Origin of the sequence: Rhizobium jaguaris (genome assembly GCF_003627755.1) — a bacterium.
GTDB classification, from domain to species: Bacteria; Pseudomonadota; Alphaproteobacteria; order Rhizobiales; family Rhizobiaceae; genus Rhizobium; species Rhizobium jaguaris.
The window spans coordinates 372,956-386,886 of the sequence record NZ_CP032696.1 but is presented as its reverse complement, the minus strand read 5'-3'; the positions used below and the strand labels follow the sequence as shown (position 1 = coordinate 386,886).

General features: G+C 58.2%; 15 protein-coding genes and 1 pseudogene. 7 read left to right on the top strand and 9 right to left on the bottom strand.

From position 1 onward, the window contains the following. Nucleotides 1-8: 8 nt before the first annotated feature. From CCGE525_RS35990 to CCGE525_RS35975, 4 genes are all read right to left on the bottom strand, one after another. Nucleotides 9-1,247: an FAD-dependent oxidoreductase gene (locus CCGE525_RS35990; RefSeq protein WP_120709054.1), complete on the bottom strand. Its 1,239-nt coding sequence runs from the start codon at nt 1,245-1,247 to the stop codon at nt 9-11. Nucleotides 1,248-1,472: 225 nt separating this feature from the next. Beyond that, nucleotides 1,473-2,834: an amidase gene (locus CCGE525_RS35985; protein WP_245472408.1), complete on the bottom strand. Its 1,362-nt coding sequence runs from the start codon at nt 2,832-2,834 to the stop codon at nt 1,473-1,475. A 37-nt stretch (nt 2,835-2,871) separates the two neighbouring features. After that, nucleotides 2,872-3,090 (bottom strand): hypothetical protein, encoded by a 219-nt coding sequence (locus tag CCGE525_RS35980; protein WP_245472407.1) that lies wholly within the window; start codon nt 3,088-3,090, stop codon nt 2,872-2,874. A gap of 64 nt (nt 3,091-3,154) precedes the next feature. Beyond that, nucleotides 3,155-4,312, bottom strand: a complete 1,158-nt coding sequence (locus CCGE525_RS35975; protein ID WP_120709052.1) for a M24 family metallopeptidase — start codon at nt 4,310-4,312, stop codon at nt 3,155-3,157. A 223-nt stretch (nt 4,313-4,535) separates the two neighbouring features. Here CCGE525_RS35975 and ehuB point away from each other — a divergent pair, with 223 nt between their 5' ends. The 7 genes from ehuB (at nt 4,536) to CCGE525_RS35940 (ending at nt 10,128) form a co-directional block, all read left to right on the top strand. Beyond that, nucleotides 4,536-5,375 (top strand): ectoine/hydroxyectoine ABC transporter substrate-binding protein EhuB, encoded by an 840-nt coding sequence (gene ehuB / locus CCGE525_RS35970; RefSeq protein WP_120709051.1) that lies wholly within the window; start codon nt 4,536-4,538, stop codon nt 5,373-5,375. 62 nt (nt 5,376-5,437) lie between these two features. Continuing rightward, entirely contained in the window at nt 5,438-6,103 is a 666-nt protein-coding gene (gene ehuC / locus CCGE525_RS35965) for an ectoine/hydroxyectoine ABC transporter permease subunit EhuC (protein WP_120709050.1), read from the top strand. A gap of 3 nt (nt 6,104-6,106) precedes the next feature. Then, nucleotides 6,107-6,772, top strand: a complete 666-nt coding sequence (gene ehuD / locus CCGE525_RS35960; RefSeq protein ID WP_120709049.1) for an ectoine/hydroxyectoine ABC transporter permease subunit EhuD — start codon at nt 6,107-6,109, stop codon at nt 6,770-6,772. Then, nucleotides 6,772-7,587 (top strand): ectoine/hydroxyectoine ABC transporter ATP-binding protein EhuA, encoded by an 816-nt coding sequence (gene ehuA, locus CCGE525_RS35955; protein ID WP_120709048.1) that lies wholly within the window; start codon nt 6,772-6,774, stop codon nt 7,585-7,587. Before ehuD ends, ehuA begins: the two co-directional genes overlap by 1 nt. Before the next feature lie 13 nt (nt 7,588-7,600). Next, entirely contained in the window at nt 7,601-8,404 is an 804-nt protein-coding gene (locus tag CCGE525_RS35950) for an aspartate dehydrogenase (protein WP_120709047.1), read from the top strand. Further along, nucleotides 8,379-9,194 (top strand): GntR family transcriptional regulator, encoded by an 816-nt coding sequence (locus tag CCGE525_RS35945; RefSeq protein ID WP_245472404.1) that lies wholly within the window; start codon nt 8,379-8,381, stop codon nt 9,192-9,194. The genes CCGE525_RS35950 and CCGE525_RS35945 overlap by 26 nt, the downstream gene beginning before the upstream one ends. Before the next feature lie 118 nt (nt 9,195-9,312). Then, complete coding sequence (locus tag CCGE525_RS35940; RefSeq protein WP_120709045.1) at nt 9,313-10,128, top strand: NAD(P)-binding domain-containing protein; 816 nt, start codon at nt 9,313-9,315, stop codon at nt 10,126-10,128. A 307-nt stretch (nt 10,129-10,435) separates the two neighbouring features. Here CCGE525_RS35940 and panD read toward each other — a convergent pair whose 3' ends face one another. The 5 genes and pseudogenes from panD to CCGE525_RS35915 form a co-directional block, all read right to left on the bottom strand. Then, nucleotides 10,436-10,909 carry an aspartate 1-decarboxylase gene (gene panD / locus CCGE525_RS35935; RefSeq protein WP_120709044.1) on the bottom strand — a complete coding sequence of 158 codons (474 nt, stop codon included), beginning with the start codon at nt 10,907-10,909 and terminating at the stop codon, nt 10,436-10,438. Between the two features lie 38 nt (nt 10,910-10,947). Then, nucleotides 10,948-11,534: pseudogene (pmtA, locus tag CCGE525_RS35930) on the bottom strand (phospholipid N-methyltransferase PmtA). A gap of 178 nt (nt 11,535-11,712) precedes the next feature. Then, nucleotides 11,713-11,913, bottom strand: a complete 201-nt coding sequence (locus CCGE525_RS35925) for a hypothetical protein (RefSeq protein WP_120709043.1) — start codon at nt 11,911-11,913, stop codon at nt 11,713-11,715. A 34-nt stretch (nt 11,914-11,947) separates the two neighbouring features. Beyond that, entirely contained in the window at nt 11,948-13,588 is a 1,641-nt protein-coding gene (locus CCGE525_RS35920; RefSeq protein WP_120709042.1) for an MFS transporter, read from the bottom strand. Between the two features lie 5 nt (nt 13,589-13,593). Further along, nucleotides 13,594-13,926 carry a hypothetical protein gene (locus CCGE525_RS35915; RefSeq protein WP_162950432.1) on the bottom strand — a complete coding sequence of 111 codons (333 nt, stop codon included), beginning with the start codon at nt 13,924-13,926 and terminating at the stop codon, nt 13,594-13,596. Between the last annotated feature and the right edge of the window lie 5 nt (nt 13,927-13,931).

Below are 13,931 nucleotides of genomic sequence, written 5' to 3'. Positions count from 1 at the left end.
TCAGCTCCTCAGTGGCTCGCGGCCGTCGCGCCCATCTCGTTGACCAAATCGAACCGCTCAAAGCGGTCCAACTGGAATGGCTGGATCTCCTCAGGAATGCGATTGTCCGAAATAGCTTTGGCGAGGAAGAACCCGCTGGCGGGCGTTGCCTTGAAGCCCCAGGTGCCCCAACCGGCGTCAAGCCAGTAGTTCGAGAGCGGGCTTCGACCCATGATCGGGCTATAGTCCGGCGTCATGTCGGTGATGCCGGCCCACTGGCGCAACACCTTCAGTTCGCCAATAAATGGGAACATTTCGAGAGCCGATGCTGCTAGGCTCTCTTTGAGTTCGAGCGTCGAACGTGTGTTGTAGAGTTCGTAAGGGTCAGAGCTGCCCCCGATGACGAGCTCGCCTCGCGCGGATTGCGAAATGTAGCAATGAAGCGCGGTGGAGGAGACCATCGGATCAAGAAATGGCTTGATAGGATGGGTGACCATTGCCTGAAGCGGGTAGCTGCGGATCGGCAGCTTCAATCCGACCATCTTCGCGACGACCGATGAATATCCGGCGACACATTGGACCACGATCCCTGCCGAGACGTCGCCACGATTGGTACGAACGCGCGTCACCTTGTCGCCGACGACGTCCATCCCGACAACCTCGGTCCGCTGGTGAAGTTCAACGCCACGCTCACACGCGCGGATAGCATATCCCCAGACCACGGCGTCATGGCGCGCTATGGCCGCATTCGGATGCCAAAGACCGCCAAGGATCGGCATCCCTTTGATGTCGAGGTTCAGTGATGGCACAAGGTCTTTGATCTGCTTGCGATCGACGATCTCGTTTGCCTCGCCGCAGAAGTTGCCGGCGTCTGCGCGAAGTCGGAGCGAACGCGACACTCCGTCGGAGTGAGACAGCGTGAGCTGGCCCCGACGCGAATACATCATGTTATAGTCGAGTTCGTTGGACAGCGCTTCGTAAAGTCTGAGCGACCTCGCGTAGAACCTGATCGAGCGCTGATCGGTGTAATTCGACCGAATGACGGTGGTGTTTCGCGCGGTATTGCCGCCTCCGAGATAGCCTTTCTCGAGAATGGCGATGTTCTTGATGCCATGGTGTTTGGCCAAGTGGTAGGCCAGCGAGGCGCCATGCCCCCCGCCGCCTACAATCACGACATCGTAATGCGACTTTAGATCCGGCGTTCGTGGAATCTCCTCACGTGCCGGATAGGCTTTCGAAAGACCATATTTTAGGAGCGCGAATACCATTTGAACCCTCCCTACGGGCGGTCTGAGAAGGGTTGGCTCTGCTCCATTGCTCGCGCAATGTCCAAAACCAACGCCTCGTTGAAGCGGGGACCCACCAGGCGTAGGGCGGCAGGAAGGCCTTCGCCCGCAGCCAACGACTGAGAGGCCGTCACGCTGCGATTGCCCCTCGATACGCTCGCCGAAAAGAGCCGCGAAAAACCTCGTCTTAGAAAGGCGCTTGGCATATCACCTGTCCACCTTAGGTCGCGGGATTGAGAACCTTTCGCTGCGCTCGATGGCGTGCGCGGTCCGCAAGACCGTCTTTTCGTCGAAGTAGCGGCCCACGAGCTGCAATGCGATCGGGAGGCCTTCCGTGTGCATCCCGCATGGCATCGTCAAAGCTGGGTGCCCGGTCATGTTGAAGAACGTCGTATAGCGGGTTATGGCGTTGCCCACTGCCTCGTCGATACCATTCCTTCTTACCTTGACGGTGCCAACCTTCTGCGCAATCTCCGGCGTTGCTGGAGTAAGAATCAGGTCGACGTCGTCGAAGAGTTTGTTCGTCTGCTGGCGATAAACTTCGACAAATCGCTTCGCCTTCACGTAGTGCTCCGCAAGGATGCATTGCCCTAGCGCCAGGCCGGCCCGGAAATCCGCGCCGTAGAGCTCGCCTCGTTCCTGCAGATAGGCCGAGTGCGCGCTGAGCGCTTCGGGCATTTGCACGGTTAGAGAAACGGTGCGGCTGTGCTCCATGTCCGGGAAGGTCACCGGCACTAGCTTGGCGCCGCATGAGACGAGATACTGTTTCACCCGTTCAAGGGCAGTCAGGATCTCGTCGTCGGCTCGGTCGTAGTAGAAGTTGCGGGGGATGCCGACGCGTACACCAGCTATTTCTTGACTAAGTGCCTCGGTGTAGTTGTCGACCGGACGGTTGACCGACGTGGAGTCGCTCGCATCGTAGCCGGCCACGATACCGAGGAGATCCGCACAGTCAGCGATCGTTCGGGTCATCAATCCGACGTGGTCGAGGGTCCAGCAATAAGGAACGACCCCTGAAGTGGGGACCCGCCCGATCGTTGGCTTGAGCCCAACCAGCCCGTTGAGTGCTGCCGGGGCACGAACTGACCCGCCGGTATCGGTTCCAAGCGCCGCCGGAACGAGGCCGAAAGCGACTGCAGCGGCCGAACCGCTCGACGATCCCCCCGCAAGACGCGTCGCATCGTATGCGTTGACGGCGGTGCCGTAGACCTCGTTTTCACCGGTCGCGCCGTAGGCGAATTCATGCAGGTTGGTTTTGCCCAAACTGATCGCCTGGGCCGAGCGCAGCTTGGCGACTGCATAGGCGTCGGTCTTTGCGACCCGATCATGGAAGACCTTGGACCCCGCAGTCGTCAATACGCCCTGGACGTCAAACAAATCCTTGGAGGCATAAGGTATTCCAGCAAAGGGCGAACGATCCAAGTCGCCGCGCGACACGGTCGCTGCCTCTTCGCGCGCGGCATCGATCGTCGTCGTGATGAACGCTTTTGACAGCCCGTTATGTCGCTCGATGCGTTCCGCGAAGGTGTCCACCAATTCCGATGGCGTTATCTGTCCGCCCTGAAGCATCGACTTCAGGCTCCGTACATCTTGGAATGCGATATTGTCAGTCATGCCTGTCTGCACCTTGAACGCTCATTGCAGGGGGCGTAGTCCCGAGATCGATTTTTCGGAGCTGTTCGAGTTCGCTGAGCAAATCTTGGAACCCTGTGATTATTCCCAATTGAGGATCAACCAGCTCGTTGATTTCAGCTTCAGACCAGCTGTGCGATGCCATCTGCGCGCAGATGCCGGTCAGCGTGTCTTTGGTCAGTTTCTGCATCATGCCCTCCCTTATCGTTGCGAAGAGCGTGCGCTGAGGCGTTTCCTCTAAGCGCACGCCCCAGGTTTCAGCGTACGATCAGAGTCTCGGGCGTTTTGTTCGTCAGGATCTCGCCGCCGTTCTCCGTCACCATGACGGTGTTGGAAATGAAATAGTCGGCGACCTTGGTGTTGGTGAACCAGGAGTGAGCGTGCACGACCATGCCGACTTCAATCTTGCGGGTAGACTTCGGGAACAGGCTGGTGACCATCGAGCCGCCTGTCCAGCTTGGCGGGAAGCCGATCCCGACAAGGTAGCCGCAGTGATGGCGGTGATAATCGACAAGGCCTGCGCTGGCTGCCACTTCATGCCACGCTTCGTAGGCGTCGCCGGCTTCCGCACCGGGCTTGAGCGCGTCGCAAATCGCTTTCATGCCTCGGATGGCTAATTCGGCGGACGCTTCAACGCCCTTCGGCGCACTCCCCACATAGACCAATCGGCCCATCGGCGACTGATATTTGCGATAGGCTGCGCAGGTTTCAAGGAAGACGGCATCGCCGTTCCGGAATATCTCACCGCGCCATGTGGTGTGCTCCTCGCCGAGGCGGCTGGTCGGACGGATAAACGGACCGAAGCCTGGATATTCGCTGCCCTCAAGGATCATCTTGTGGTGATAAGCCGCGGCGACCTCGTAGTCCGACGCGCCGTCCCGAACCGCCTCGACAGCTGCCAACGTTCCCAGGTCGACGGCGTGGGCGGCCTTTCGGGTATATTCCATTTCCAGCGGGGACTTGATGAGACGGATATCGTCGAGGATCCCGGAGGCATCGACCCAGACAACGCCAGTGCCGTCTGCCTGGATACGTTCAGCATGCCGCGCCGTGAGAAAAAGGCTGCGCTTTTCGATACCCACGCGCGCGCCGGCAAGCCCCAGATCCTTCATCGCCTGATGAACGTAGTCGGAGAGTTCTTCATGGTCCTTATGCCCGTAGAACTTCGCGTTCGTTACCTGGTTCTCGACGGTGATCCTTTCCATGGCGCGGCAGCTCAGCGCCATTTCCCCATTCCGGTTCAGCACAAGGACATGCGCTGCGAAGAAGCCCCAATGATCCAATCCGGTCAAATAGTAGATGTTTTCCGGGACGGAAATCACGACGCCATCAAGGTTGTTATCCACCAAAGCCCTTTTCGCTTTGGCGAGGCGGCGATCAAGTTCGTCCTGGGGAAACGGTGATTGGTACGTCATGGGTGTTCCTCGGTTAAATTGTTCCGATGTTGGCTAGAGGTATACCTTTCGTAATCTCGCCGCGAGGAAACTGCAAGCCAATTTTTTGCAGATCCCGCGATTTGGCCCGGATTGCGGGAATATTCGGCCGATCTTAAAGATTCTCTTGCTATACCCGCCCTCTCAGTGGTACACCAATAGAGCAATTCTGCAACAAGCCCGATAAAAGGGGGAACAAATGAGAATGACAAACATCTTCACCGCAATCGCCGCCGCGAGCGCTCTCTTTGTCGGTGTCTCTCACGCCAATGCCGATGATCTTACCGACCGCGCCAAAGCCGGAAAATCGATCCGGATTGGCTTTGCTCACGAAATTCCCTGGGCCTACCCGGGCGACAAAAATGAGCCGTTGGGCTTCGCGAACGCTCTCGCTCTCGGCGTCCTGAAATCCATGGGGTACACCAACATCGAGCCGGTCGTGACCGACTGGGGCGGCTTGATCCCAGGGCTGCAGGCTGGTCGTTTCGATATCATTACCGGCGGCATGTACATCACCGGCAAACGCTGCGCCAACGTGAGCTTTGCTGAGCCGATGGGCAAGTTCGGCGATTCGTTCATCGTCAAGAAGGGTAACCCGAAGCACATCGAAACATACCAGGACATCAAGAAGAACGACTCGGCGATGGCGACCGTCGCGGGCTTCGTAAACGTCGATGCGGCGCTCAAGGAAGGGGTAGCCGAAGACAAGATCATGCAGCTTCCGAGCCTCACGGAAGTTCTTGCCGCTGTCAAAGCAGGTCGTGCCGACGCGGGCGCCGGCAACGACTTCGCGATGAAGGACCTCGTCAAAAGTGCTCCCGATGACATCGAAGTGACAGACTCATCCGCCCTTCCCGAATGGACCTTCAACTGGGTCGCAATCGCGTTCAAGAAGGAAGACAAGGACTTCCTCAAAGCCTACAATGAAGCCCAGGCCAAATATCTCGGCACTCCCGAGATGCTCGAGGCTGTGGGCAAGTTTCAGTACACCAAGGCTCAGCTTCCGGGCGACGCTAAGACCGATTGGGTTTGCTCAAACCGATAACCTCCCAAGGTTAGGCGGGCTGCTTTACGCGCAGCTCGCCTATATTGTTGAAGTGAGCTTCAATGGCATATATCTCGTTCATCTCTGAGTACGGCGGCCGCTTTATTGACGGCGCGCTCGTCACCGGACTGCTGTTTCTATGTTCTTTGGCGCTGGCGACTGTGCTCGCGCACGTTTTCGGCCTTATGCTGTTGTCATCGCAACTCGCTGTGAAGGCGGCGGCCGTAGTCTACGTCGAGTTTTTTCGCGGCACGTCGCTCCTCGTTCAGCTTTTCTGGCTCTTTTTTGTGCTGCCGCTCTTTGGGGTCACGCTGGACCCCTTTCTCACGGGTTTCCTGGCAGTCGGGCTCAATCTCGGCGCCTATGGCGCCCAACTTGTCCGGGGCGCGATCCAGTCGGTACCCCGCGGCCAATGGGAGGCGTCCTATGCATTGTCGATGCCTCCTGCAAGGCGCATGCGGCGGATCATAATTCCCCAAGCGCTGGCCATCATGCTGCCGGCATGGGGCAACCTGGTGATCGAACTGCTGAAAAGTACCGCTCTCGTCGCCCTCATCGCGGTACCGGATCTCATGTTCGAAGCGCGGCAGCTCAATAACTCTACCTATCTATCCACGTGGACTTTCGGAACCGCTCTCGTCATCTATTACATCTTCGCTCGGTTCCTGATCACGCCGTTCATGCGTTTGATGGAACGGGTCATGGCGCGTCGACTGGGAAGGACTTGAGCCATGCAATGGAACTGGGAATTCACAACTGAGATCCTTCCCCGCATGCTTTGGGCCACGCTGAACACATTGATGGCAGCGGGCATCGGCTACGCGATTGCGGCTGTGCTTGGTCTGGTATTGGCGGTCGCCCAACGCACACCGTTTCGCCCCCTGACGCTTACAATACGGGAGATGGTGGAGTTTCTGCGCTCGACCCCTCTCGTGCTGCAAATCTTTTTCGTCTACTTCGTCGGCCCGGAATATGGGATCTCGCTTAGCCCTTGGGTGGCAGGCATGATCGCTATCGGCCTCCACTACGCCGCATACCTTTCCGAGGTTTATAGAGGCGGGATGGAAGCCGTTCCCAAAGGCCAATGGGAAGCCTGCACGGCGATCAATCTGTCAACCGTGCAGACTTACAGGCGCGTGATTCTACCACAAGCGCTCCCGCCGTCCGTAGCCGGAATGGGCAATTATCTGGTCGGGATATTCAAAGATACGCCCATGCTTTCGGTCATCGGCGTTGCTGAGCTCATGCAGACGGCAAACGCGATAGGGGGACAAAACTACCGCTATCTCGAGCCTTACACGATTGTAGGCATCATCTTTCTAGTCATCTCGCTGGTCTCGGCTAGCGCGATCCGTGGCTTCGAAGCCTGGGTCCGTCGCAAATTAGGAATGTACTGATGGAAGACCTCTCCTCCTTTCCGCTTGAACTCACCGGCCCGGACATCCCGATGGTGCGCTTCATGAACGTAAGAAAAACTTACGGCGACTTCGTCGTGCTCGACAATCTCAACCTCGATGTGGCGCCGAGCGAGCTGGTCACGGTAATCGGACCGTCAGGATCGGGCAAAACGACTGTTCTGCGTATGCTGATGACGCTCGAAAAGATCAATGGCGGCGTGATCTACGTTGACGGAAAGCCGCTGACCCATATGCCAAAAAACGGTGTTCTGGTCCCGGCCGACGCCAAGTATCTCCGCAAGGCCCGATCGTCGATCGGCATGTGCTTTCAACACTTCAATTTGTTCCCGCACATGACGGCCCTCCAAAATTGTATGGAGGGACCTGTGCAGGTGCTGGGGCTGTCACGCCAAGATGCACGAGGGCGCGCGGAAGAGCTTCTCTCCTTGGTGGGTATGATCGACAAGAAGGATCAGCATCCCGCTCGTCTTTCCGGCGGCCAGCAACAACGCGTGGCGATAGCCCGTGCCTTGGCGATGAGGCCGAAGGTCATGTTGTTCGATGAGGTGACGTCGGCGCTCGATCCGGAAGTCATCGGCGAGGTTACAAATGTCATCAAGGACCTGGTGCCGAAGCATAAGTTGACGATGTTGATGGTGACCCACCAGATGGGATTTGCACGAGACATATCGGACCGGATCTGCTTTTTCTATGCCGGCAAGATCGAGGAGCAAAATTCGCCCGATGAGCTGTTCACCAATCCTCAAAGCAAACGAACGCAGCAGTTTCTGAGTGCGGTCAAGGCAGCGGATTGACGTTGGAGCAGCGATGAAAGTTGGAATAGCGGGCATCGGGGCCGTCGGCTCAACAGTGGCAAAGGCGCTGGATCGGGGAGACATCGAGGGATGCCGGCTGGGCGCCTTTTCAGCGCGCAATGCGGACCGTGCTGAAAAATTCGTCCGCCACCTGACGGTACGCGTCCCAAATTTGTCGCCGCACGAGTTGGCGAGCGAGTGCGACGTCGTGCTCGAGGCACTGCCTCCACAGATCTTCGAGCTTGTTGCGCTTCCCGTCCTCAATGCAGGCAAGACGCTTATCGCGATGTCCGCGAGCCAACTTCTCACGAGAAATGATCTCGCGGATCTGGCTCGTTCGTCTGGAGCGCGAATTGTCATCCCATCTGGCGCGATGTTGGGGCTTGATGCGATCAAGGCGGTTGCAGTTGGAAAGATCCACGAGGTGAGGATCGTCACCAGGAAGCCTCCGGCAAGCCTATTGGCTGCTCCCTATATTGTACGAAACGGGGTGAACCTGGAGAACCTTCGGGACGCTGTCTGCATCCTACAGGGAACAGTGAGCGAAGTTGCCCGGGAATTTCCTGCAAACGTCAACGTAGCGGCAGCGGTCAGCTTGGCCGGAGTTGGACCGGATCGCACGAAGATGGAAATCTGGGCAGACCCTGGTCTGCAGGTAAACACCCACACGGTCAGCGTTCGATCCGACAGTTCTGATTTTTCGATGTCGATTCAGAACCGGCCGAGTGACGAAAACCCGGCCACTGGTCGGATAACGTCGCAAAGCGTTATAGCGTACTTGCGTCAGCTCAATGCTGTATTACGCATCGGAACGTGACGAAGCACGGCGGACCAAAGGGGGCGCAAGGAAGATCAATATGTCGAGTAGCGAATTCCCACTCTCCAACGGCGTCGGCGTCGTCCCCTTGAACGACGCTCACGATGGGTCCTCGGAAGAAGAGAGGTCCGCCGGCAAAATGAGTAAGCAGGAAATATACCTGGAACTGAGACGGCGGATTTGCCTTCTCGACTATCAGCCGGGTAGCCGGCTCAATGAGAGGGAGCTCGCCTCGGAGTTCGGTGTCAGCCGAACGCCGCTGCGCACCGTTTTGCAACGGCTGGAGTATGACGGTCTGATCGTAAGCCAGCACGGCAACGGAACTGAGGTCACCTCGATCGACCTCAGTTCGATGCGAGACATCTATATCGTGCGCATGCGGCTGATGGACGCGATGGCGGAATCGTCACCGCTTCCGGTAACCGACGACATTCTCGACGAAATTCAAGAGTTGGAACAGTCCTGCCGCCAGCTATTGGATGGCAAAGATAAACGGCAATTCGCCGAAATCATTATCTGCCTGCATAAGATCCTGCACGGCTTGAGCAGCAACGGACCGCTTAGAGACTTCAACGATATCTTGTTCTTTCAATCGGCAAGGTTCTGGTTTTTGCTTCTGGAAAAGATGAATTTTCGTCAGCAGGTCGAAGACCTTCTGGATGAGCTACGAATGATCCGCCGAAGCCTCGAACTGAGAGATGTTCGCTTGGTGGCCACCGTTCACAAATCACATCTGGCGATGGTGTTGTCCCGTCTCGATGCGATGGAGGCAGACAGTCAGCTGGTCTAATCCGGAAGGTCTCTTCCCTTTACGGACATTTCAGCGATAGCTGCGCGGCTCGAGGTTCCAAAGGCACCCGCCTCTCCCGGGGGCGGTGTTTCTGCGAATAGGCATATGGAGTCATGCGATGACGACTATAGGGGTTATTGGCACTGGAGATTTTTCCGCCTACCTGATTGCTGCCCTGCGAAGGGGTGGCCATACCGGGCGGATCCTACTCTCGCCGCACAACCTAAAAAAGGCTCGCGACCTTTCGACCCGTTATGATTGTCCTGTCGCAGTGGACGACGTCAGTTTGACTGAGCAAGCCGACTGGGTCCTACTTGCAGTGCGGCCGGAGCAACTCGCCTTCGCATTGTCTACGCTGACGCTACGGCCGAACCAGACGCTCATTTCAGCCGTCGCCGGTATCACGACCGCGGAACTTCGTGCCGCAAAAGGCGACAGCATCCGGGTCGTGCGCATCATGCCATCAAGCTACATCGAGGCCATTGATGACGGCCTTATTCCCATGTTTCCCGCATGTCCGGACGTCGAAGCCGTTTTGGCTGCGGCCGGCAAAGTCTTAGTTCTCGGCACCGAGGACCAACTCGACCTCGCGATGATCGGAGCCTGTTTGGCGGGCTGGACTTACCGCTTCATCGCTAAGCTGGAAAATTGGTTTGCCGAGCGTGGACTCAGGCCAGACCAGGCCCGGGTGATGGCTGCGGGTAACATCGCCGGAGCGGCCGCCTATGCAGCATTACGGCAGGATGTCTCGCTCGCTGCGATTTCTGACGCTATAGCAACTCCGGGAACTTTCACGAAGACCGGGCTAGACTATCTCGCGCGGACAAACGCGGCAGCCCCTTGGCTTGAAGCGCTGGAAACCGTTCATCGCGACTTGCCAGCATCCCGTGCTCGTCAGTCGGATATGCGGAAGCGCTCCAAGGAAAAACGGTAGGAAGTTTCAACATCCCCACGCGAATTGCCCGTCTTACCGGGCGCATCAGATCAATGATAACCACAGCAAAGCCTGCCTTGCGACCTGCCGCTCGCAAGCGGCACGGCAATGCCGCTGGCTCAATGCCAAGGCGTGTATTCATGGGCGATGTTGTCGGCGTTTGATCGGACGGCAGGACACCAACGCGACGAACACTCGGACGAGGTCTCGCCACCTCAGCCGCACCATCGCGCGGCACTGGTCGCAGTCCAGGTTTCACAACAAATCGACGGCAGAAACTCCGACCGAGAGCCGAAGTGAACAGAGCCTACTGAGAGTTTTCAGGCGGCTGTTGCGTGAGGGAGGCCGGAAATCCGTACTCGTTCTCCACCGTCTCGGTCTTCAAAGCCATATCGAGTGCGCCGTCCGGGCGACGGAAAACCTCGTAGGTAATGCGGTCGATGATCTCGTTTCCGGGACCGAAGACCAGGACGCGAGGCTTATGGTCGATAATGTCGTCGATTTCGCAGAACATGCTCGAAGCAATGATGATCTCGTCGCCTTGTTGGCATGTTCGCGCCGCAGCTCCGTTGAGGATGCAGCATCTGGAGCCCGCCTCGCCATAGAGAACGTAGGTGCTGATCCTCGCCCCCGACATCTTGTTCCAGATGTCGACATATTCCAGCGGCTTGAAGCCAACCGCACGGCAGAAGTCCGCGTCGATCGTGATCGAGCCGTGATAGTTGAGCTTCGCATCGGTGACCCTGATGCCGTGGAGTTTGGCGCTGACATACTTTTCCAAGAGCACTCCTGCTATGCGGCGGCTTCGTCGGGCAAAACCTAAACCATTCGTCGATAGGCCCAGAGCTGCGCCGGGGGAATATTGCGAACAACAAAGTCGTAATGTGAAACTTCGTAGCGATCCGGCATCTTGATCACCGGCGACAGTGGGCCATAGGTTATCTGGATCACCGGTCGCCCGGCTGGTATGCGGGCGAGCAAATCCTCAAGGAGTGCCACGCGGCGCTCCATCGGGAAACTCAACATTGGGACGGCGCTGACGACACAATCGAATTGTTCGTCGCTTCGCTCGGCAAGCACATCATCCAACGCGAAGGCGTCGCCCAATCGGAAATCCACGCCGGGGAACCGCCGCGTCAGACCGTCATAGAAAGGCTTCGAATATTCCACCGATACAAGTTTCTGCGGGTCGATACCTGTCTCCAGGATCGCCCGGGTGATGACGCCGGTTCCCGCACCAAGCTCCAGAACTGCGAGTCCCGACGACGGATCGACCACGCTTGCCATGCGGCGTGCGGCATGAATTGAGGTGGGGATGAGCGCACCGACGCCTTTCTTGTCCCGCTGAAGAACTGCACTTCCTCTTCAAACTTCTTGCCGAACCGCTCCTTCAGTCGGGAGATCATATCAACTCCACTCCTCGTGTTGGCGTGGCCAGCTCGGCCAGCGTCTTTCTGTTCGAGTTCTGCGACATTTTCAAGCCCCTTTGCGACCTCTGCCGTCTGAGCGTTTGTTGCCTCGGAGCCACACGAGAGGCTCGGCGTCCGGTGCCCGCGCGGCAAAGTCCCGGATCTCTGACAGGATCTAGTTGAATGGAGAACGCTGCATTATTCGGGCTGCATCCTCGAGGGTATCTACTCCCAGCACCGCCAGCGTATCGGCAAGGCAGCGCTCGATCACAGCCACGCTTTGGCCCTCGACATGAGCGATTTCCTTGATTGTCTTGCCGCGCGACAGCCACAAGAGGCATGCAGACTGAAGCGGGCAAAGGGTCGGCACGTTCATCGTCCAGGAGTCCAGCGAGTTTCGAAATCGATTGTCACTTCTGCGAAAGGTAAGGCACTGGCGCAGACTTGCGCGCCGCACTGGTGGAACGCTCCAGCAAGATCGTCGTCCGTGGCGGCCTGGTGTACTGGCTCAGTTTCATGAATTCGTCGTCGAGAAGCTTGTCGGCCGCGCTCAGACGATGATGCAGGCGATGGAAATCGATCCAGGTCGGAGTGCGAAAGGTCTCCACCCAACGCGACGAATCCTGAACGTCGCGGGTGAGCGTCCATTGCCGAGCACCAACGCGGCTTTGCACACGTCGACGCTCTCGCATCAGATCGAGGAAGGGTTCGGCATTTTCCTCAGGGATAGAATATTCGGTCGTGACGAGGATCGGGCCGCTTCGTGGTTTCAAGTCCAGAGCGACCGGCGGCGCGCTGAAGCTGCCCAACGGTTCCAGCTCTGACTCGGAGCGGTTGCTGATCGGCAGTTTGAGACCGAGGGCGGCAACCAGCAGCGCCGCACCGGCCGAGGCCGCTAAGGCCGCAGTGAGCGAATAATGTTCCGCGACCAGACCCCAGACCCAGCTGCCGCCGGCTATGCCGCCATAAGTGAAAGCGCTATAGATCGAGATCGTCCGCCCAACGACCCACCGGGGGCTCGCGAGTTGTACATTCGTTCCTAGCCCCGACCACCCGGTCACCCAACCGGCGCCGCCAAATGCCAGGGCGACCGTTGCCGGCGTGAGCGTTGTGGTCAACGCAAGCGAGATCGCGCAGACCGTGCTGGACATGCAGGCCAGCACCACGAGCCATTCCTGGGTGAGCATCCGTCTGAGCCTTGGGTTGATGAGCCCTGCCAACAATGCGCCGGCGCCGAAGCCGCCCATAAGGATGCCGTAACTGACAGGGCCTGCCTGCAGGATATCGCGGGCCACGAGCGGCAGCAGCGCCAAGGTCGAGGTGCTGGCAAAGCCGAAAAGGGTTCCGCGCACGATCGTCGACTTGATTTCGGAGGATATCGCCGTAAAGCGCAGTCCATCATAGATGGCAGTCATCAACGCTTCCCGCGGGAGGGATGACCCCTGCACCTTCCATTTGTTTCGCCATAAGGCGGTGATGGGAGCGACGAATCCCAGGGTGGTGAGCGCAAAAGTGACGAGCGGCCCGAACACCGCAACGATGATGCCGCCGAGAGCCGGGCCGACGCTGCGCACCGTGTTGAACCCGACATTGAGAAGGGTGACGGCCGCAGGCAGATGGCGGCGCTCCAGCATGTCGCCCAGCGAAGCGCGCCAGGCCGGGTCGCTCAGCGCTATGCCGCAACCGTCCAGGAAGCTGAAGGCGAGGATCATCCATGGGTCGGTGATGCCGAAGGCCATCAGGATCGTCAGCATTGCGGAGGCTGCCATCATCAAGCTTCGCCCGACGATCATGACCGCGCGCCGGCTGTAGTTGTCGGCGATCGCTCCAACGAAGATCGCAAGAAAAAAGGCGGGCAGGGTGGACGAAGCCTGGACCAGCGCAACCATCACGTCCGAAGTCGAAACGGTTGCCATCAGCCAACTGAGCGCCACCGTCTGCATCAGCCAACCCAGGCTCGAAAGCTGGGACGCGAGGAAGATGGAACGGAAGGTCGAATTCTTCAGCGGCGCCAACAGGCCTGTGGATGCTCTGTCATCAATCGCGTCCATGTCGATTAGTCTCTTTCATGCTTGTCGTCTGCGGTCGTCGAGACCGAAAGCCGTTCAGCGGTGATGGAACGGAGCGTTCGCTTGCCAGCGCTCGGCGAATAGACAGGGTTGCGTCGGCGCAGCGCGGCAAGACCTGAATCGAACATCGAATAAAAAGCGGCTGTCGTTGAAGCAGGTTCAAGGACAGCCGAATGAGCCTGCGCGGCTGGGGTTGATGCCGTCAGCAGGTCAGGAGCTGTGTAAGGCCGGGCGCTATTGCCTTCGGTCGGCACGACCGTGACTGACGATTTCCGGAGGTAACGCGGATTTGAGTGTTGCTGCTCTTCGGATGGTTTCATCGCGT